Raw genomic sequence first — 19143 nt, 5'->3', positions numbered from 1 at the left:
GGCTCTGCAACACCCGCCGCCCCGGCGAGGGCATCCGTGAGGAGGCTCAGTCCGGGCGGTCGCCGTCGAGGAGCCGCGCGAGCTCGGCGCGGACCTCACGCGTCGCGTCGATGAGCCGGCCTTCGAGCTCGAAGATGCGCTCGGCCGGCGCCGCTGCGCCCGGCGCGTGGGGGCCGCGCAGCCGGCACCGGGCCACCTTGAGCCGGATGGCCGTCCCGGTCGACAGGAGCGAGCCGTCCACCCGGGCGCCGGGCGCCGCGGACGCCGTCGAGCGGAACCGCACGCGGTCGCCGTCGAGCTCGACGAGCGCGGCCTGGCCGCCCCCGGTCCAGGCGACGTGGGGCGTCCTGCTGGCCTCCGTCATTCCGGCCTCCGCGGGCGGGCGCGATCCTCGCTGCGCTCCGCGCGCCGCGCCTCCATGCGGGGCGACGCGCCACGCCCGCCGCCGCGCGCTCGCTCCATGGCCGCGCGCGCCTCCCGCGCCGCGTCTTTCTCCTTCAGGCTCTCGCGCTTGTCGACGGTCTTCTTCCCCTTCGCGAGGGCGATCTCCGCCTTCACGCGGCCGTTCTTGAAATAGAGGCGGGTCGCGATCACGGTCATGCCCTCGCGCTCGACGCCCCTGCGGAGCGCGTCGATCTCGCTCTCGTGCAGCAGCAGCTTGCGCGGGCGCTTCGCCTCGTGGCCGAAGGCCGCCCCGGGCATCACGGGGATGTTGACCCCTTTCAGGAACACCTCACCGCGCTCGATGGCGCACCAGCTGTCCGTGAGCTCGGCCGCGCCTTCGCGGAGCATCTTCACCTCGCTGCCGAGCAGCACCAACCCTGCTTCGAACCGATCGTCGAGGGTGTAATCGAAGGTCGCGCGCTTGTTGCGCACGATGAGCTTCTCCCCCTCTCGTTCTTTCTCTTTGCCAGCGCGGCTCACGCGGCCGCATAGCGCGCACGCCGCCGCCTGTCCACCGTCTCCCGAAAGACCCCAGGAGCCGGCCGGGAGGTGGGGGACTTACCCCGCCCTGCGGGGACACGGGAACCACCAAGGCGCCATACGACGCCAAGTTTTCTGTGTTTTTCTTGGCGTCCTCGGCGCCATGGCGGTTCAAAAGACCCCACCCTCAGCCAGGGTGCCCCACGACCCCCGGCCGAGCGTGCGGCAAATTCACCGCGGAGAACGCAATGCCGCCGCGGGCGGGGTCGGCGCGCCGATCGCGTACGATCGTTCGCGACGTTCGCCGGAAAGGGGGCTACACCCCAGCGGTTTCACGCGGGCCTGTCCACGCCGGACGCCACCCCGCGGAATCACGCCACCCCGCGCCTCCTATGCACCCCATCTGTCTCCGCGGCGCCCGGACGCACAACCTTCAGGGCATCGATCTCGATTTCCGGCCCGGCGAGCTCGTGGCCATCGTCGGCGTCTCCGGCGCCGGAAAATCCTCGCTCGCGCTCGACACGCTCTACTCCGAGGGGCAGCGCCGGTTCGTCGAGAGCTTCAGCCCGTACGCTCGCCAGTTCCTCGAGCGGCTCGAGCGGCCGCCGATCGACGCGCTCGAGCCCGTGGCGGCCGGCGTCGCCGTCGACCGCCGCGCGCCGGTCAAGAGCTCGCGCTCGACCGTCGCCACCATGGCCGACCTGGAGCCGTACTTCTGCGCGCTCTTCGCGCGCGAGGCGGTGCCCGTCTGCCCGTCCTGCGAGGCGCCGGCCGCGCGGACCGATCCCGCCCGCGCCGCCGAGCTCGCCGCGAGCGCGCACGAGGGGTCGACCGCGCTCGTCACGTACCCGATCCCCGTCGAGGGCACCGAGCGCTTCCTCGACGTGCGCGAGTCGCTGCTCGCCGCCGGCTACCGGCGCCTCCTCGTCCGGGGCGAGACGCGCGACCTCGACAGCGTGGCGCCGTCCGAGGCGCTGAGCGGCACGGACAAGGTCGAGGTCATCGTCGATCGGGTCCGGGTGGCCCCCCGGGAGCGACGCCGCCTCGGCGCGGCCATCGAGGAGGCGTGGAAGGGCGGCGGCGGCGACGCCTCGCTCCACCTGCACCACAAGGCCGAGGCGAACGGCGAGAGCGGCGCGGGGGCGACCCGGCTGCGGCTCGTGCGCGGGCTCGCGTGCCCCTCGTGCGCGCGCGCCTTCGAGCCGCCGCGCCCGGGGCTGTTCTCGTACCAGTCCCCGACCGGCGCGTGCTCGTCGTGCCGCGGCTTCGGCCGCACCCTCGGCATCGACTACGACAAGGTGATCCCGGACCCGTCGAAGTCGATCGCGGGCGGCGCGATCCGCCCCTGGAACAGCCGCTCCACGACCTGGGAGCGGAAGCTGCTCCGCGCGTTCTGCGAGCGGAAGGGGATCCGCACCGACCGGCCGTGGCGCGACCTCTCCGAGGCCCAGCGCGCGCTCGTGCTCGAGGGCGAGGGCACGTGGAGCCAGGGCAAGTACCCCGGCGTGAAGGCCTGGTTCCGCTGGCTCGAGACGCGCACCTACAAGATGCACGTCCGCGTGCTGCTCGCGCGCTACCGCACCTACGACGTCTGCGAGGCGTGCCACGGCAAGCGGCTCTCCCCGGAATCGCTCCTCTACCGCGTCGGCGGCCTCGATCTCGCCGCGTGGCACGACCTCGAGCTCCGCGAGGCCCGCGCGCGGCTCGAGGCCGAGCGCGCCCAGACGGGGCAGGGGGAGATGGCGCGCCGCGAGCTCATCGCGCGGCTCGGGTACCTCGAGCGGGTCGGGCTCGGCTACCTCTCGCTGGCCCGCCAGGCGCGCACGCTCTCCGGCGGCGAGGCGCAGCGCGTCGCGCTCACCGCGGCGCTCGGCACGTCGCTGACGGGCGCGCTCTTCGTGCTCGACGAGCCGACCGTCGGCCTGCACCCGACGGACATCCCGCCGCTCGTCGCCGCGATGCGCGAGCTCGCCGACCGCGGCAACGCCGTGCTCGTCATCGAGCACGAGCCCATCGTCATCCAGGCGAGCGATCGCGTCGTCGAGCTGGGCCCCGGCGCGGGCAAGCAGGGCGGGCGCGTCACCTACGACGGCCCCCCGGCCGGCCTCTCGGCCCGCGGCCCGCTCGCCCCGGCGCGCGCCGAGCGGAGGGCGCCGGGCGGGAAGATCACGATCCACGGCGCGCGCGAGAACAACCTCCGCGACGTCACCGTCGACGTCCCGCTCGGCGTGGTCGTGGCGGTCACGGGGCCGAGCGGCTCGGGCAAGAGCACGCTGGTGAGCGACGTGCTCTACCGGCACATCGCGCGGGCGCGCGGCTACAAGGACATCGAGGCGCCCGGCCTGTACCGGCGCATCGAGGGCACCGCCGGCATCCGCGCCGTCACGCTCGTCGACCAGGCGCCGCTCGGCCGCACCTCGCGCGGCAACCCGGCGACCTACAGCGGCGCGTGGAACCGCGTCCGCGCGCTCTTCGCCGAGCGCCCGGAGGCGGCGGCGCGGGACCTCGGGCCGGGCCACTTCTCGTTCAACGTCGCGCTCGGGCGCTGCGAGGCGTGCGCGGGCGAGGGGAGCGAGACCATCGAGATGCAGTTTTTGGCCGACGTCTCGCTGACGTGCCCCACCTGCAAGGGCAAGCGGTTCCGCGACGAGGTGCTCGAGGTGAAGCTCGACGGCCGCTCGGTCGCCGACGTGCTCGAGCTCTCGATCGACGAGGCGTTCGAGGCCTTCGAGCGGGAGCCCGCGGTGCGGCGGGCGCTCGCGCCGCTCAAGCAGCTCGGCCTCGGCTACCTCACGCTCGGGCAGCCGCTCTCGACGCTCTCGGGCGGCGAGGCGCAGCGGCTCAAGATCGCGCGCGCGCTCTGCGAGCCGTGCGCGGGGGCGCTCTTCCTCCTCGACGAGCCGAGCGCCGGCCTGCACCCGGAGGAGGTGAAGCACCTCAACGCCGCGCTCTCCGCGCTCGTGGCCGAGGGGGGCTCCGTGATCGTGGTCGATCACGACCTCGACGTCATCGCCGCGGCCGACTGGGTCATCGATCTCGGGCCGGGCGCGGGCAGCGAGGGCGGGCGCGTCGTCGCCGAAGGGACGCCCGAGGACGTGGCCGGGACGACGTCGCGGACCGGCCGCTCGCTGGCCGGGTGGTTCGCGCAGCGAGGCGGCGGCGCCGCGCGACGGTCGCGTCGCGCCGCCGCGGCCGCCGGGCCCGCCGCCCCGAGGTCGAGCCGGCGCGGCCCGGGCGGCGCCGCGCGCGCCCCGACCGCGCGGGGGCGGATCGAGGTGGAGGGCGCGCGCGAGCACAACCTCGCCGAGATCTCGACCGTGATCCCGCACGGCGAGATCGTCGTGGTCACGGGCCCGAGCGGCTCGGGCAAGAGCACGCTCGCGTTCGATGTCGTCTTCGCCGAGGGCCAGCGGCGCTTCCTCGAGACGCTGACCCCTTACGCCCGCCAGTTCCTCCCCACGCTGCCGCGCCCCGACGTCGACCGCGTGACCGGCGTCCCCCCGTCGATCGCGCTCGAGCAGCGCACCACGCGGTCCGGCGCCAACTCGACCGTCGCGACGGTGACCGAGATCGCGCACTACCTGCGGCTGCTCTACGCCAAGGTCGGCGAGCCCCGCTGCCCGGACTGCGACGTCCCCATCGAGGCGCGCTCGCCGGACGAGGTCTACCGCGCGCTGCTCGCCACGCGCGGCGCGCGGACGCTCCTGGCCCCCGCCGTCGTGGCGCGCAAGGGGACGTACCTCGACGTGTTCACCGCGGCCGCGCGCGCCGGCGTCACGCGCGCGCTCGCCGACGGCGAGCCGTGCGCGACCGACAGCCCTCCTCGCCTCGACAAGCGCCGCGAGCACTCGATCGATCTCGTGATGTACGAGGGGCGCATGGACGGCCTCGATCGGGCGCTCTTCGATCGCGCCCTCGCGTTCGGGCGGGGCGCGGTGAAGCTCGTCGGCGGCCGGGGCGGCGAGCAGCTGCTCTCCACGACGCGCACCTGTCCGCGCTGCGGCGCCGGCGTCCCGGAGCTCGATCCGCGGTGGTTCTCGTTCAACACGAAGCAGGGCCGCTGCGAGGCGTGCGAGGGGACGGGCGCCACGGACTTCGACGACGACGCGCTCGCGACGCCCGACCCGTGCGAGGCGTGCGGGGGCTCGCGCCTCGCGCCGATCCCGCGGGCGGTCCGGCTCGCGGGGGAGCGCTACCACCAGGCGGCCTCCCGCTCGGTCGAGGCCGCGGCCGCCTGGGCGCGGGGGCTCCGCTTCTCGGGCGATCGCGCGCTGATCGCCGAGGCGCCGCACAGGGAGCTCTGCCGCAGGCTCGACTTCGTCTGCGAGGTGGGCCTCGGCTACCTCACGCTCGACCGGCGGGCCGCCACCCTCTCGGGCGGCGAGATGCAGCGCCTCCGGCTCGCGGCGCAGCTCGGCAGCGGGCTCACCGGCGCGCTGTACGTGCTCGACGAGCCGACCATCGGCCTCCACCCGCGCGACACCGATCGGCTGCTCGGCAACCTGCGCAGGCTCGCCGGCATGGGGAGCACGGTGCTGATGGTGGAGCACGACGCCGACACCATCCGCGCCGCGGATACCCTGATCGACCTCGGCCCGTCGGGCGGGCGCAAGGGGGGGCGGATCATCGCCGCGGGCCGGTCGCGCGAGGTGCTCGCGAACCCCGAGTCCCCCACCGCGCGCGCGCTCGCCGGCGAGGACGCCCTGCTCAGCGCGCGCCCGGCGCGCCCGCCGGTGCGCGAGCACATCGAGCTCCTCGGCGCGCGCGCGCACAACCTGAAGGGCGACACGCTCCGGCTCCCCGCGGGCCGGATGACGGTGGTCGCCGGGGTCTCGGGCTCGGGCAAGAGCACGCTGATCCAGAAGGTGCTCTACCCCGCCGCCCGCCGCGCGCTGAAGCTCGAGGCGCCCGAGCCGGGCCCGCACAAGGCGCTGCGGCTCCCGAAGGGCATCCTGCGCGCGGTGGCCGTCGATCAGTCGCCCATCGGCCGGACGCCGCGCTCGATCCCGGCGACGTTCCTGGGCGTCTGGGACGAGGTCCGCAAGCTCTACGCCGCCTGTCCCGACGCCCAGGTGCGCGGCTACGGCCCTGCGCGGTTCTCCTTCAACACGGCGTCCGGCGGGCGGTGCCCCGCGTGCGAGGGCCAGGGGGTCATCGCGCACGAGATGTCGTTCCTGCCGGACGTGACCACGCCGTGCGAGGCGTGCGGCGGCGCGCGCTTCGAGCCGGCGACGCTCGACGTGCGCTACCTCGGGCGATCGGTCGGCGAGGTCCTGGATCTCACGGCCGAGGAGGCGGTCGAGGTCTTCGCGGCCCACCCCCGGATCCGCGCCCCGCTCGCCACGATGTGCGATCTCGGCGTGGGCTACCTCCACATCGGCCAGGGGTCGCACACGCTCTCGGGCGGCGAGGCGCAGCGGCTCAAGCTCGCGGCGGAGCTGACGGCCGGCGCGCGACCCAAGCCGACGCTCTACGTCCTCGACGAGCCCACGACCGGCCTCCACCTGGCGGACGTGGCGCGCCTGATCCGCGTGCTCGATCGCCTGGTCGAGCGCGGCGACACGCTGGTGATCATCGAGCACCACCCCGCGGTCATCGCGTGCGCGGATCACGTGGTCGAGCTGGGTCCGGAGGGGGGCGCGGGCGGGGGCCGCGTCGTGGCCGAAGGCACCCCGCGCGAGGTGGCTCGCCAGCCGACGGCGACGGGCGAGGTGCTGAAGCGGCTCTTCGCGAAGGCGACCTGAGCGCGGGCCGCCTCGCGGTCGCGGCTCAGGTCTCGGAGCGCTTCGCGTACTGGTACGCGGTGTAGGCGGAGACCAGGTGGCAGAGCCAGCCCAGCCAGCCCCCCGTGCCGATCCACAGGCCGGGCGTGATGATCAGCCAGAAGATGCCGCGCAGAAACGCACCATTATAGATCTGCCCGACACCCGGAACAAGGAAAGACAGGACTGCAGCGATCCCGGGTTTGCTCATGGCGTCAGAACCTGATCACCCCCGATGCCATGTCAAGCGGGTTCCGGCGGACGCCTCGGATCCGTCCTGCTGCGCCGAGCTCGACGGCGAGGCGGACGGATCCGAGCTTGCTCGGTTCCAGCGACTCGGTTCCAGCGACTCGGTTCCAGCGGCTCGGTTCCAGCGGCTCGGTTCCAGCGGCTCAGTTCCTGCCTGGCAGGATGATCCGCTTTCGGCCTGTCGAGGACGTTGTCGGAGCGGGCGCCGTGCTCGTCGAGGTGGGGGCCGCGGTCGTCGTCGAGGTGGGGGCCGCGGTCGTCGTCGACGTGGGCGCCGGCTGCGTGGCGGTGGAGGTCGGGGTGGGCGTCGCCGGCTTCGGCTGCGCGCGCACGGTCGGCTTCGGCGCTGCCACAGGGGTCGGCTCCGGCGGCGGCGCAGGGGGCTCGGGTGTGGTGGTCGCGGGCGGGGGCGGCGGATCGCTGGCGACCGACGCCGGCGCGGGGGGCGCATCGACCGCCATCACCGGCGCGGCGTCCTCGGATGAGCTCCCGCTGCGCATCACGAAGAACGCGAGCGTGAGGCCGCCGATGACCACGAAGGCGCCGATCCCGATCACGGCGAGCCCCAGACCCGAGCTCTTCGGGCGAGGCCGCGCGGGCACCGGCACCAGAGGCGCCGCGGCGGCGCCCGGCAGCGGGGGACCGCCGCCCGCGTAGGCTCCCGGCGCGGTGGCACCGGGCATCCCCGGCGAGCCGAACGGAGGTCCGCCGTACGGGCCGCCGGCGGGAGACGACGGCTGCCCGTAGGCGCCCGGGGCCACGGGGGGGCCGCCGTAGCTCGCCGTCGCACCGGGCCCATAGGGGCCGGGCGCGCCCGCGGGAGGCGCGCCGTACGCGCCCCCGGGAGCGCCGTACGGGCCGGGCATTCCGGGCGGGGGCGCGTCGCTGTTCTCTCCCCCGACGAGGGTCCGCGGGACGCCTGCGCCCGCAGCGGCCGGGTCGGGCGGAGCGGCGCCGGGCGGCACGGGGAAGCCGCCCTGGGGCGGGTTGAGCCCTGCGAGCGGAGGCTCGCCGGGCACGGTCTTGCCAGGGCCGTACATGCCGCTCGGGGGCGCAGGCCATCCGGGCGGCGGACCGCTATTCTGGTTGCTCATCGAGATCGCATCCTACCCCCCCGAGCCACGGGCAGGTCAGTTGTTGGGCACGATGATCACGCGTCGCGAAGGCCTGCTGGGCGGTGTGGAGGGCGGGCTCGTCGGCGTCGGGCTCGTCGTGGTGGTGGGCTGAGGGCCCGGGGCAGGTTGTGCGCTGGTCGGCGACGGGAACGGGAACGGGGGGAACGTCGACGGAATCACGAGGGGCGGCAGCGTCGGGATGATCGGCGTGCCGCTGGGGCGCGCCGGCGGCGCCGACGTCGTCGGCGTTGGCTTCGTCGTCGGCGGCGTCGCGGTCGTGCTCGGCGTTGCCGGGGGCTTCGTCGTGGTGGTCGGCCGGGGTTGAGGCCTGGTCGTGGCGACAGGCGGCGGCTCGACGGGGGGCGGCGCCGCGGTGACAGGCGGCGGGGTGGCAGGGGACGGGGTGGACGGGACCGTCTCCGCGGGGACCGGGGTGGTCGGCTGGGGGGTCGGCAACGTCGGCGAGGCGTCCGCGGCCTCGGTGCGGCCGAGCTCCTGGGTGATGTACACGCCGCCCACGACCGCGCCGGTGATCCCCGTGGCGAGCAGCAGGATCGTGAACAGCGACGTCCCCCGCCTCGCCGGCCGCTGCGCGCCGGGCGCGGAGGCGGCGTGCGCGCTCCCGGGGAACGGGGCCATCGGCGCCGTCCCCGGGACGTAGCCCTGCGCGCCGCCCGCAGGGACGCCGCCGTAGGCGGGCGCCGCGCCGCCGTTGAACGCGCCGGGCAGGGCCGAGCTCCCGCCCATGAAGGGAGCGTTGCCGATCGCCGTCCCGCCCGGGCGGGGCGACGCATCGAGCGGCGCGGGCTCGTAGCTCGTGGCGGGCACCCCGTGCGGAGGCATGTAAGGCGCGGCGCTCACGGTCGCCGGCTGCGCGACCGGCGGATAGCCCCCTGCGGCGACGTACGGGCCCGACGAGGACTCGGGCCTGGGCGTGAAGCCCGGGCCCGACGCGGCGGGGCCGTGGGCGTCCGAGGCGAAGCCGCCCATGGGCGTCGCGAACCCGGACACCGCCGGCGGGCCGCTCGACACGTGGTGCGGGCCCTCCTCCGGCGGAATGGTCCTGGGGACGCCGCTGGGGCGCCCGTCGCCCATCCCGTTTCCTGGCGCCGCGGCCGGGGGCGGGACCATCCCGGGCGCCGCGAAGGCGGCCGGCAGGGCGGCCGCGGAGGACCGCGCCGGGCCGGGCTCCGACGGCGACGGCGTGAGCGCCGACGGCGCGCGGGCGGCTCGCGCGAACGGCTCGAGGGCGCTGCGGAGCTCGGCGGTGGTCGCGTGGCGATCGGCCGGGGAGGCGGCCATCGCGCGGTGGACGGCGGCGCAGAGGCCGGGCGCGAGCTCCGGCGAGAGGTCCGAGAGCCGCGAGATCTGGCCCGTCAGGTAGGCGCCCGCGATCTGCTGGGGCTCGTCGCCGCCGACCGGCCTGCGGCCGGCCAGCATCTCGAAGATGATGACGCCGAGCGAGAAGATGTCGGCGCGCGCGTCCACGGAGTCGGCCGAGTAAGCCTGCTCCGGGGCCATGTACTCGGGCGTGCCCATGATCACGCCCGGGCGCGTGAGCCCTCGATCGAGCTCCCCCGTGACCTTCAGCTTGGCGATGCCGAAGTCGAGGATCTTGAGGAGCGGCTCGCCCCTGGCCGTCTTCGTGATGATGACGTTGTCCGGCTTCAGGTCCCGGTGGACGACGCCCGCGCGATGGGCGGCCTCGACCCCCTCGAGCATCTGCATCGCGTACTCGAGGGCGTCGGCGTACGCGAGCCGGACGCCGGCCCGGTAGAGCTCCTCGTAGAGCGTCTGGAGCGTCTTCCCCTCCAGGTATTCCATGACGATGAACGCCAGGCCGGAGGCCGTCTGGTCGACGTCGACCACGCGAACGACGTGCGCGCTCTGGATCTGCGCGGAGACGCGCGCCTCCTGCAGGAAGCGCTGCACGAGGCCGGGGCGGCGGGACAGCTCGGGGTGGAGGAACTTGAGGGCGACCGTCGTCCCCAGCACTTCGTGGCGGGCTTCGTAGACGCTCCCCATGCCCCCGTCCCCGATGAGGCGCACGAGTCGGTACTTGTTATGGATGACCTGGCCTGCCTGCGGACGCATCGATCTCCGTTGAGGGCGCTGGAGTTGCTCGGAGAGTCTCACAGGCTGGTAGACGAACGTCAGCCCCATTTGTGCGACGCGTGGGCGCGCGCGCCGCGATCAGCTCCGCTTTTTCGCGCCGCCGCGCCCTGCCACCCCGTCCAGCGCCCGTCCCGGGCAGCTCCGACCGTGGGTCTGAGCACAGGGGCAGCGTGGGGACGACGCGATGCGTTATCCAGCGCACCGGCGGGTGCGACGGCGCTGATGCGCGCGCGTGGGAGCGAGTATACCTGGGAGCCGCCGCCGGGGTGCGGCGCCGAGGAGATGCCTGTGCTGGCTGCGCCGTTGCTGGATGCTCTGATCGATCGCGCTCTGGATGAAGATCTCGCGGGGGGCGATCTCACCACCGAAGCCTGTATCGACGCCTCCGCGCGCGCGACCGCGAAGGCGGTCGCGCGGGGGCCGCTGGTCGCCTGTGGGGGGGCCGTGTTCCTCCGCGTCTTCCAGCGCCTGGATCCGGAGGCGGAGGGCGAGGCGCTGGTCGCGGACGGCGCCCGCGTCGACACGGGCGCCGTGCTCTGGACGGTCCGCGGCCGCGCGCGCGCGCTCCTCAGCGGCGAGCGCACCGCGCTCAACCTCGCGCAGCGGATGAGCGGCATCGCCACGGAGGCGCGCCGCTACGCCGACGCGCTGCCGGCAGGGTCCGGCGTGCGCATCACCGACACCCGCAAGACGACGCCCGGCCTCCGCGCCCTCGAGCGCTACGCCGTGCGCATCGGCGGCGCGCACAACCACCGCGACAGCCTCGGGAGCGCCGTGCTCATCAAGGACAACCACATCGTCGCTGCCGGCGGCATCTCGACCGCGATCGCCCGCGCGCGGGCGCGCGCGCCGCACACGACGAAGGTCGAGGTCGAGGTCGCCTCGCTCCAGGAGCTCGACGAGGCCCTGGCCGCGGGCGCGGACATCATCATGCTCGACAACTTCACGCTGGCCGACGTCAAGGTCGCGGCCGCGCGCGCGCGGCGCTCGCAGCACGGGCGGCCGCTGCTCGAGGTCTCCGGCGGCATCACGCTGGAGCGCATCCCCGAGCTCGCGGCGGCCGGCGTCGACGTCATCAGCGTCGGGGCGCTCACGCACTCGGCGCGCTCGGCGGACATCGCGCTGGATCTCGCGCTGTGAGGCGGCTCGACGCGGAGGCCATCGAGCGCGAGCTCTCGCGCCTCGGCGCGTCGCTCGGCAGGCCGCTCTCCGTGGCGGTGGAGACGGCGTCGACGAACGACGACGCGCGCCGCGTCGCCGCCGCCGGCGCGCCGCACGGGGCGGCGTTCCTCGCCGACGCGCAGACGCGGGGCCGCGGGCGCGGCGGGCGAGCCTGGCACTCCCCGCCCGGGGAGAACCTCTACCTGTCGGTGGTGCTGCGCCCCGGCCTGCCGGCGAGCGGCGTGTCGCCGATCGCCCTCGTCATGGGCCTCGCGGTCGCGTCCGTCGTCGAGCGGCGGCTCGCCCCGGCGCGCCGCCCCGGCGCCTCTGGCGATCGCGCCGCCTCCGAGGTGAGGCTCAAGTGGCCGAACGACGTGCTCGTCGGGGGCCGCAAGCTGGCGGGGATCCTGGTCGAGGCGCAGCTCCGCGGCGAGTCCGTCAGCAGCGTGATCGTCGGCGTCGGGCTCAACGTCGGGACGCGGAGCTTCCCGCCGGAGCTCTCGGCGCGGGCCACGTCGCTTTCGCTGCTCGGGGTCGACGACGTGCCCCGCGAGGTGCTCGCGGCGGAGCTGCTCCAGGCGCTCGGCGGCGCGGCGACGCGGTTCGAGGCGGGAGGGCTCGCGCCGTTCGCGGACGACCTCGCCCGGCTGGACTGGCTGCGCGGCCGTCACGTCGAGGTCGCCGGCGTGGCGGGCGTCGCGGCGGGGATCGACCCGGCGGGGCACCTCCTGATCCGGGGCGCGGACGGCGTCCTCCGGGGGGTGGCGGCGGGCGAGGTCTGCGTCGCCTCGGGCTGAGCGCCCCGCGCCGCTTGCGCGGGGCGCGCCGCGCGGCCAAAGCTTGCGGCCCATCGCGGGTCGCCGGCGGCGCGGGCGCTGACCAGGCGGCCCCGATCTGCCCGGAGGCGTCGCTTCCTTGAAAGAAGACACCCTCGTCGTTCACGAGATCTACGCCAGCGTGCAGGGCGAATCGACGTTCGCCGGGCTGCCGTGCGCCTTCGTCCGGCTCACCGGGTGCAACCTCCGCTGCACCTGGTGCGACACGCCGCAGGCCTTCCGCGGCGGCACGCGCGTCCGCCGGGGCGAGGTCCTCGAGCGCGCGCTCTCGTTCGACACGCCGCTCGTCGAGCTCACGGGGGGGGAGCCGCTCCTCCAGCCCGGCTCGTTCCCGCTGCTCGCGGAGCTCTGCGACGCGGGCCGCACCGTCCTCGTGGAGACGAGCGGCGAGGCGGACGTGTCGCGCGTCGATCCGCGCGTGCACAAGATCATGGACCTGAAGGCGCCCGGCTCCGGCGAATCCCACCGGAACCGCTGGTCGAACCTGGACCACCTCACGCCGCGCGACGAGATCAAGTTCGTGCTCGCCGACCGGCTGGATTACGAGTGGATGCGGAGCACCATCCGCGAGCGGCGCCTCGACGCGCGCGGCGTGACGCTGCTCGCCTCGTGCGTCTGGGGCCGCCTCGCGCCGAGGGAGCTCGTGCGGTGGGTGCTCGAGGACGGCCTGCGCGTCCGGGTGCAGATCCAGATGCACAAGGTCATCTGGGGGGCGGACGCGCAGGGGGTCTGACGCGGCGAGCCGCCCGCCCTGCGGCGCGGCTCGCCGGTGATGCGGCGGGTGTCGTCCCGCGCCGCCTCAGCGCTCGCCGCGCATGAACTGCTCGAAGTCGTCGACGTCGCGGGGCGAGCCCAGGACGAGCGGCACGCGCTCGTGGAGCGACCTCGGCGTCAGGTCGAGGACGCGCTCGATCCCGGTGCTCGCCTTGCCGCCGGCGGCCTCGAAGATGAACGCGAACGGGTTCGCCTCGTAGAGCAGCCGCAGCTTGCCCTGGCCACTTCGATCGGCGGGGTAGGCGAAGATGCCGCCCTTGAGCAGCGTCCGGTGCGCGTCCGCGACCAGCGACCCGACGTAGCGCGCGCCGTAAGGCCTCCCCTCGGGCTTGGCGTCCTCCTTGATCCAGGCGTTCCAGCGGCGCACGCTCTCGGGCCACCGCGCGCTGTGGCCTTCGTTGATGGAGTACGTCGCGCCATGCTCCGGGATCCGGATGTCCTCGTGGGAGAGGAAGAACTCGCCCACGGTGGGATCGTACGTGAACCCGTGGACGCCGCCGAGGCCGGTCGTGATGACGAGCAGCGTCGACGATCCGTAGAGCACGTACCCCGCCGCGAGCAGGTCGCGACCGGGGCGCAGGAAGTCCGAGGGCTCGGCGCCGGCCTTGGATTCTTCCTTGCGGAGCACGCCGAAGATCGTGCCGATCGAGATGTTCACGTCGATGTTCGAGGAGCCGTCGAGCGGGTCGACGACGACGAGGTACTTGGCGCGCGGGTCGCTGGAGAGAACCCTCATGTCCCCGAGCTCCTCGCTCACCATGGCCGCGCAGTGTCCCTGCCTGCCGAGCACGCTGAGCAGCGTCTCGTTGGCGACCTCGTCGAGCTTCTGCACGGACTCGCCCTGGACGTTGGTCTGTCCCGTGTACCCGAGGACATTGGCGAGCCCCGCGCGTCGGACCTTGGAGGTCACGAGCTTCGCCGTCAGGACGAGCTGATTCAGCAGCGAGGTGAACGCCCCGGTCGCTGCGGGGAAGCCGAGCATCCCTTCGAGGATGTACGTCTCGAGCGTGATCCCGATGCGCGACGGCGACTCCGGTGGTCTCCAGCTCGGGTGCTGATGGTCCGATGAGAGCGACATGATCCCTCCGCTTTGTCGACGAGGGCGTCGCCGCCCCGTCATCCGATGATCGCGCCCGCGGGCGCTGCCCTCGAGCGCCGACCGGAGCGGTCCGGAGGATTGCGTATCCCCTGGCCGCGTACAACATCGTCCGGGCGCCGGGATTCCGGGGGGCGTTGGGCTCGATACGTTCGTCCAGACCCTCAACAACCCAGGCCCCGAGCCCGTCCGCCCGGCCTGGCGCTGGACATGGATGGCGCGGCGCTCGCCCCGCGTGATCAGGCGGTCTCCGCGCCGCGACAACCCGACGGAGTGATCCATGGCGCTCACTGCCCCTGTAGAGCAGATCCTCTCCTGGTACTCTTCAGACAATCCAGGCACGTTGACGAACCTCGTCCGGTTGCTCGGCCACGGCGCGCTCGCGGGCACCGGCAAGATGGTGATCCTGCCCGTCGATCAGGGCTTCGAGCACGGTCCGGTGCGGTCGTTCGCTCCGAACCCCGAGGCGTACGATCCCGACTACCACGTTCGGCTCGCGATCGACGCCGGGTGCAATGCGTACGCGGCGCCGCTCGGCTCGCTCGAGGCGGTGGCGGCCAGGTTCGCGGGGCAGGTGCCGTTGATCCTGAAGCTCAACAACAGCGACACGCTGGCCAGGGTGGAGCAGCCTCACCCGGCCGTGACCGCCTCGGTCGAGGACGCGCTCCGCCTCGGTTGCGTCGGCATCGGCTACACGATCTACCCGGGATCCGGCGCGAGGAACCGGATGTACGAGGACCTTCGTGAGCTCACCCTCGAGGCCAAGCGCAGAGGTCTGGTCGTCGTCGTCTGGAGCTATCCGCGCGGCGCCGGGCTGTCCAAGCAGGGCGAGACGGCGGTCGATGTCTGCGCCTACGCGGCGACCATCGCGGCGCAGCTCGGGGCGCACATCATCAAGGTCAAGCCGCCGACGGCTCATGTCGAGCAGGAGGAGGCGAAGAGGACGTACGAGAAGTACAATATCCCGATCCAGACGCTCGCTGATCGGGCCCGCCACGTCGTGCAGGCGACCTTCAACGGCAAGCGCGTGGTGATCTTCTCCGGCGGCGAGGCCAAGGCGACCGACGCGGTGCTCGCCGAGGTGCGCGAGCTGGCCGCGGGCGGCTCGTTCGGCTCGATCATGGGGCGCAACGCCTTCCAGCGTCCGCGCGCCGAGGCGCTCGAGCTCCTCTCCGAGGTCATCCAGATTTACAGGTCCGCGCGCTGACGCCTCTCGGCCGGGGCCGGGGGCGCTCGCGGCCGGCGGTCCGAGCGGGCGTCGCCGCGCGGGGCGCGCTGCCGGAGCGCGCCTTCGCCTCTCTGCCGCCGCTCGAGCGCGGGGGCAGAGGGCGGCGCGCCCCCCGCGTCCTCCGCGCCCGGAGCGCTCCTGTCGGCGCTCGGAGCGCCCCTGCCGCGTCTTCACGCGCTCCGGGCCGACCGCTCGCGGGCATCGTCCACGTCGACGGGGTTAGCCCTTCGTGATTAGATGCCGCGCTGGAGACGCCCACGTTCGGGCCCAGGAGACCGCATGCCGATCAAAGTGAACCTTGCTTCGTCAGACCCGCTGAGCACCCCCGCCGACGTCGTCGTCGTCGGTGTGCCCGAAGGCGCCTCGACGGGTGAGGGCGTGCTCGCGAGGCTCGCGGAGGCGCTGGGCGAGTCCGTGAAGAGCCAGGTCAAGCGCGACGACTTCACGGGGAAGAAGGACCAGAGCATCGAGTTCGCGACGCGCGGCGCGCTGAAGCCCGGCCGCGTGCTGCTGCTCGGGATGGGCTCGGGCAGGCTCACCGACGTCGATTGCCGGCTCCTGGCGGCGAAGGGGGCGCGCTTCGCGAACGGCGTGCGCGCCGAGAGCGTCGCGGTCGCGGTGCCGCCTGGCATCGAGCGCGCCGAGCGCGCCGCCGCGGAGGGCCTCGTGCTCGGCGCCTACCGGTTCACCCGGTACCTCACGGGCGATCGCGTGCCCAAGTTCGGCCTCGCGCGCGGCACCGTGGTCATCGAGGGCAAGGTGAGCAAGGCGGCGCGGGACGCGGTCTCGCTCGGCCAGCAGGTCGGCGAGGCGATCTGCCTCGCGCGCGATCTCATCAACGAGCCACCGAACGAGGTGTACCCGGAGTCTCTGGCGCGCGTCGCGGCGGGCGTGGGCAAGCAGCACGGGCTCAAGGTCACGGTGCTCGACAGGGCGGCGCTCCTCAAGCGGGGGATGAAGCTCATCATGGCCGTGGGGCAGGGGAGCGCGCGGGAGCCTCGGCTGGTCCACATGGTCTATTCCCCGGCAGGGAAGGCCAAGGGAAAGCTGGCCTTCGTGGGCAAGGGGCTGACCTTCGACAGCGGCGGTCTCTGCATCAAGCCGGCCCAGGGGATGGAGGAGATGAAGGGCGACATGGGCGGCGCCGCGAACGTGATCGCGCTGATGGCCGCCGTCGCGGCCCTCAAGCCGAACGTCGAGGTGCACGGCATCATCGGCGCGGCGGAGAACATGCCCGACGGCGCGGCGTATCGGCCCGGAGACATCTTCGGCTCGTTCGACGGCAGGACGGTGGAGATCATCAACACCGACGCGGAGGGGCGCCTCGTCCTCGCCGATTGCCTCGCCTATGCGCGCGCGCTGAAGCCGGATCTCATCGTCGACAACGCGACGCTCACGGGCGCCTGCGTCGTGGCCCTCGGACCTACGGTGTCGGGCTTCTTCACGAACCGCGAGGAGCTGGCCGAGCGCATGCGGAGCGCCGCCAAGGCTGCGGGCGAGTCGATGTGGCAGCTCCCGCTCGTCGACGAGCTCCGGGAGGGCCTGAAGAGCGACTGGGCCGACATCAAGCACACGGCCGACCGCTGGGGAGGGACCATCACCGCGGCCCTGTTCCTGCGCGAGTTCGTGGGTGACGTCCCCTGGATCCACGTGGACATCGCCGGCCCGTCGACGGCGAGCAAGCCGTACGGCGTCTTCTCGAAGGGCGGGACGGGCCATGGCGTGCTTACCTACCTCCGCCTCATCGAAGGCTTCTCCGGTTGAACCGTGCAACTACGCCGTAAGCTCGCGCGCGCCATGGGCCGCGCCATCACCGACTTCGACATGATCGCCGACGGCGATCGGATCCTCTGCGCGGTCTCGGGGGGCAAGGACAGCTACGCGATGCACGCGCTCCTCGTCGATCTCGCGCGCCGCGCGCCGGTCCGGTTCAGCGTGATCGCGGTCAACATCGATCAGGGGCACCCGGGCTACCCGGGTCACCTCCTGGCCGATTACATGGCCGCGGGCGGCCACGAGTTCCGGATGATCTCCGAGGACACCTACTCGATCGTCACCGAGAAGATCCCCGAGAACAAGACGTACTGCTCTCTCTGCTCGCGCCTGCGGCGGGGGATCCTCTACCGCGCAGCGCGCGAGCTGGGGTGCTCGAAGATCGCCCTCGGGCATCACCGGGACGACGCCGTGACCACGCTGCTCCTGAACCTGATCTTCGCCGGTCAGCTGAAGTCCATGCCGCCGAAGCTCATCTCGGACGAGGGCGACAACGTGGTGATCCGCCCGCTGATCTACTGCGCCGAGGACGAGCTCGCCGCCTTCGCGGCGGAGGAGCGCTTCCCCATCATCCCCTGCGATCTGTGCGGATCTCAGGAGAACCTCCAGCGCAAGGCGGTGAGCCGGCTCCTCGCGGAGCTCGACGCGCGCCACCCCGGCGCGCGGCAGAACATGCTCGCCGCCCTCGGCAACGTGCGCCCGAGCCACCTCTTCGACACAGGCCTCTGGAAGCGGCTCGGGCTCGAGGTCGCCCGGGAAGAGGGGGGAGGCGGGGCGGGCGCCGACGCGCCGGCGCCGGATGTGCTGCCCGTCGGCAATCTGCTGAGAAATCTGGCCTAGCGGTCCGCCATGAGCGTGGATGTCCCCGGGGTGATCTCGAGCGCCGCCGAGCGCGACGCGGAGTCAACCGCGTCCGTCGTGCGCGACGGGGCACGCGCGCGCGAGGTCGATGCGGGGCTCTCGAGCTCGGCTCGCGCCGATGCCGCGCCGCATGGCGCGGCTCGCTTCGATCTGGGGCTCGGCGACGGGCGTGCCCTCCAGGCGCTGCTCGCCGCGGTGGTCGCCTGGACGATCACGGTCGCGCCTGCCGCCTTCGCCCGCGGCGCGCCGGCGTCTGCCTGGGTCACCGCGACGCTGGCCTTCCTGTGCGGCGTTGCCGCGCCGCTGCTCGCGGCCACCCGCCGTCGGCTCGCGCGGCACCTCGGCATCTCTGTTTTCCTGGCGCTCGTCACGCTGACGTGGCTGCTCGCCTCCCACTCCTTGCACCCGTCCCGCCTCGACCCGTTCCGCGCGGCGATCGGCGCCGTCGCCTGGGGCGTCTTCGCGCTCTCCTGGCGCGATCGCTGGGATGCGCGGCGCCAGCCAGAGCCAGACCCGGACGCCCCCCTCCTGCAGGCCCGCGCCCACCTCCCGCCGCTCGCCGTCCCGCTCGTCGCCTTCGGCGCGCTCGTGAGCCTCGCGATCCTCGTGCTCGCATGGCGCGTCCGGGATCCGGAGCGGGCGCTCCTGGCCCAGGCGGTCGGCGTGGCCTGCTCCGTCGCGCTGATCACCGCGGCCGCTGGCGTCGCGGTCGCCCGCGGCCGCCGCCAGACCACCGCCGGGCGGCGGCTCACCGACCGCGCCGCCCGGCAGCTGCTGGTCTTGATCGTCGTCGCCGTGCTGGGAGCCGTCGTGATGATGCTGCGCTGAGCCGCGGCGGTCGGCCCCCGCCATCGGCCCGCTTCGCGTTGGTCATCGCCCCCGCATCCCCGCCGGTTCGCATCCAAATCGCGTTACACTCCTGCGCGTGTCCCGCGCCGTTGATGGTTTCGCGATCCTGCTCCTCGTCGCCGCCGCGTGCTCCTTCGCCTTCGGGGTGCACGCGCTCGGAGATCGCCAGGACTTCAAGGCGATCTACCTCCTCGTGATCGGAGGCCTGTCGCTGAAGGCGTCCACGGAGATCCTTCGTCCCCGCGGGGGCAGCGCATGAGGCCTGGACGCCGATCCGTTGCGGCAGCGGCGTGCGTCGCGTGCGTCGCGTGGGCCGCCCTGTCGACGTCCGCGAGCGGGGCGCCGACGCTGCGGCCCGACGTGGCGGCCCGCGTGGGCGCCGAGGAGATCCCCGTTGCCC

The 19143-nt window shown here is 73.8% G+C and carries 16 protein-coding genes (1 of these 16 only partly in view); 11 read left to right on the top strand and 5 right to left on the bottom strand.

Features of this window, described 5'->3' with window-relative positions:
* Positions 1–46: 46 nt before the first annotated feature.
* Together WMF31_RS25305 and smpB are read right to left on the bottom strand one after the other, a co-directional pair.
* Positions 47–364, bottom strand: coding sequence for a hypothetical protein (locus tag WMF31_RS25305; protein ID WP_436604400.1), 318 nt, complete (start codon positions 362–364; stop codon positions 47–49).
* Positions 361–924 carry an SsrA-binding protein SmpB gene (gene smpB / locus WMF31_RS25300; RefSeq protein WP_436604399.1) on the bottom strand — a complete coding sequence of 188 codons (564 nt, stop codon included), beginning with the start codon at positions 922–924 and terminating at the stop codon, positions 361–363. Before smpB ends, WMF31_RS25305 begins: the two co-directional genes overlap by 4 nt.
* Positions 925–1316: 392 nt before the next feature.
* Between smpB and uvrA the strand changes: the two genes are divergently transcribed.
* Complete coding sequence (gene uvrA, locus WMF31_RS25295) at positions 1317–6668, top strand: excinuclease ABC subunit UvrA (RefSeq protein WP_436604398.1); 5352 nt, start codon at positions 1317–1319, stop codon at positions 6666–6668.
* A 25-nt stretch (positions 6669–6693) separates the two neighbouring features.
* Here uvrA and WMF31_RS25290 read toward each other — a convergent pair whose 3' ends face one another.
* A complete protein-coding gene (locus WMF31_RS25290) occupies positions 6694–6897 on the bottom strand; it encodes a hypothetical protein (protein WP_436604397.1) in 204 nt (67 codons plus the stop codon).
* Positions 6898–7097: 200 nt separating this feature from the next.
* Between WMF31_RS25290 and WMF31_RS25285 the strand changes: the two genes are divergently transcribed.
* Entirely contained in the window at positions 7098–7592 is a 495-nt protein-coding gene (locus tag WMF31_RS25285; RefSeq protein WP_436604396.1) for a hypothetical protein, read from the top strand.
* Positions 7593–8065: 473 nt separating this feature from the next.
* Here WMF31_RS25285 and WMF31_RS25280 read toward each other — a convergent pair whose 3' ends face one another.
* On the bottom strand, positions 8066–10144 hold the full coding sequence (locus WMF31_RS25280; protein ID WP_436604395.1) for a protein kinase domain-containing protein: 2079 nt from the start codon (positions 10142–10144) through the stop codon (positions 8066–8068).
* Between the two features lie 303 nt (positions 10145–10447).
* Here WMF31_RS25280 and nadC point away from each other — a divergent pair, with 303 nt between their 5' ends.
* The 3 genes from nadC (at position 10448) to WMF31_RS25265 (ending at position 12895) form a co-directional block, all read left to right on the top strand.
* On the top strand, positions 10448–11305 hold the full coding sequence (nadC, locus tag WMF31_RS25275) for a carboxylating nicotinate-nucleotide diphosphorylase (protein ID WP_436606597.1): 858 nt from the start codon (positions 10448–10450) through the stop codon (positions 11303–11305).
* Complete coding sequence (locus WMF31_RS25270) at positions 11302–12123, top strand: biotin--[acetyl-CoA-carboxylase] ligase (protein ID WP_436604394.1); 822 nt, start codon at positions 11302–11304, stop codon at positions 12121–12123. The genes nadC and WMF31_RS25270 overlap by 4 nt, the downstream gene beginning before the upstream one ends.
* A gap of 118 nt (positions 12124–12241) precedes the next feature.
* Complete coding sequence (locus tag WMF31_RS25265; protein ID WP_436604393.1) at positions 12242–12895, top strand: radical SAM protein; 654 nt, start codon at positions 12242–12244, stop codon at positions 12893–12895.
* A 66-nt stretch (positions 12896–12961) separates the two neighbouring features.
* Here WMF31_RS25265 and fbp read toward each other — a convergent pair whose 3' ends face one another.
* The gene (gene fbp / locus WMF31_RS25260; RefSeq protein ID WP_436604392.1) at positions 12962–14014 is read right to left on the bottom strand and encodes a class 1 fructose-bisphosphatase; all 1053 of its coding nucleotides are present in this window, start codon (positions 14012–14014) and stop codon (positions 12962–12964) included.
* A 298-nt stretch (positions 14015–14312) separates the two neighbouring features.
* Between fbp and WMF31_RS25255 the strand changes: the two genes are divergently transcribed.
* The 6 genes from WMF31_RS25255 to WMF31_RS25230 all read left to right on the top strand — a co-directional run.
* The gene (locus tag WMF31_RS25255; protein WP_436604391.1) at positions 14313–15239 is read left to right on the top strand and encodes a class I fructose-bisphosphate aldolase; all 927 of its coding nucleotides are present in this window, start codon (positions 14313–14315) and stop codon (positions 15237–15239) included.
* Between the two features lie 300 nt (positions 15240–15539).
* Positions 15540–17024, top strand: coding sequence for a leucyl aminopeptidase (locus WMF31_RS25250; protein WP_436604390.1), 1485 nt, complete (start codon positions 15540–15542; stop codon positions 17022–17024).
* A 3-nt stretch (positions 17025–17027) separates the two neighbouring features.
* Positions 17028–17873 carry a tRNA 2-thiocytidine(32) synthetase TtcA gene (gene ttcA / locus WMF31_RS25245; RefSeq protein ID WP_129347085.1) on the top strand — a complete coding sequence of 282 codons (846 nt, stop codon included), beginning with the start codon at positions 17028–17030 and terminating at the stop codon, positions 17871–17873.
* A gap of 9 nt (positions 17874–17882) precedes the next feature.
* Positions 17883–18722 (top strand): hypothetical protein, encoded by an 840-nt coding sequence (locus WMF31_RS25240; RefSeq protein ID WP_436604389.1) that lies wholly within the window; start codon positions 17883–17885, stop codon positions 18720–18722.
* Between the two features lie 97 nt (positions 18723–18819).
* Positions 18820–19002, top strand: coding sequence for a hypothetical protein (locus WMF31_RS25235; RefSeq protein WP_129347087.1), 183 nt, complete (start codon positions 18820–18822; stop codon positions 19000–19002).
* Positions 18999–19143, top strand: the beginning of a protein-coding gene (locus WMF31_RS25230; RefSeq protein ID WP_436604388.1) for a peptidylprolyl isomerase. The gene runs 839 nt beyond the window's last position; only the first 145 of its 984 coding nucleotides appear in the window; it begins with the start codon at positions 18999–19001; its stop codon lies off the right edge, out of view. Before WMF31_RS25235 ends, WMF31_RS25230 begins: the two co-directional genes overlap by 4 nt.

The sequence above is a fragment of the Sorangium sp. So ce1036 genome (genome assembly GCF_051369805.1).
Classification (GTDB): domain Bacteria; phylum Myxococcota_A; class Polyangia; order Polyangiales; family Polyangiaceae; genus Sorangium; species Sorangium cellulosum_F.
The sequence above is the reverse complement of the archived record's forward strand: the minus strand, read 5'-3'. Positions and strand labels throughout refer to the sequence as shown.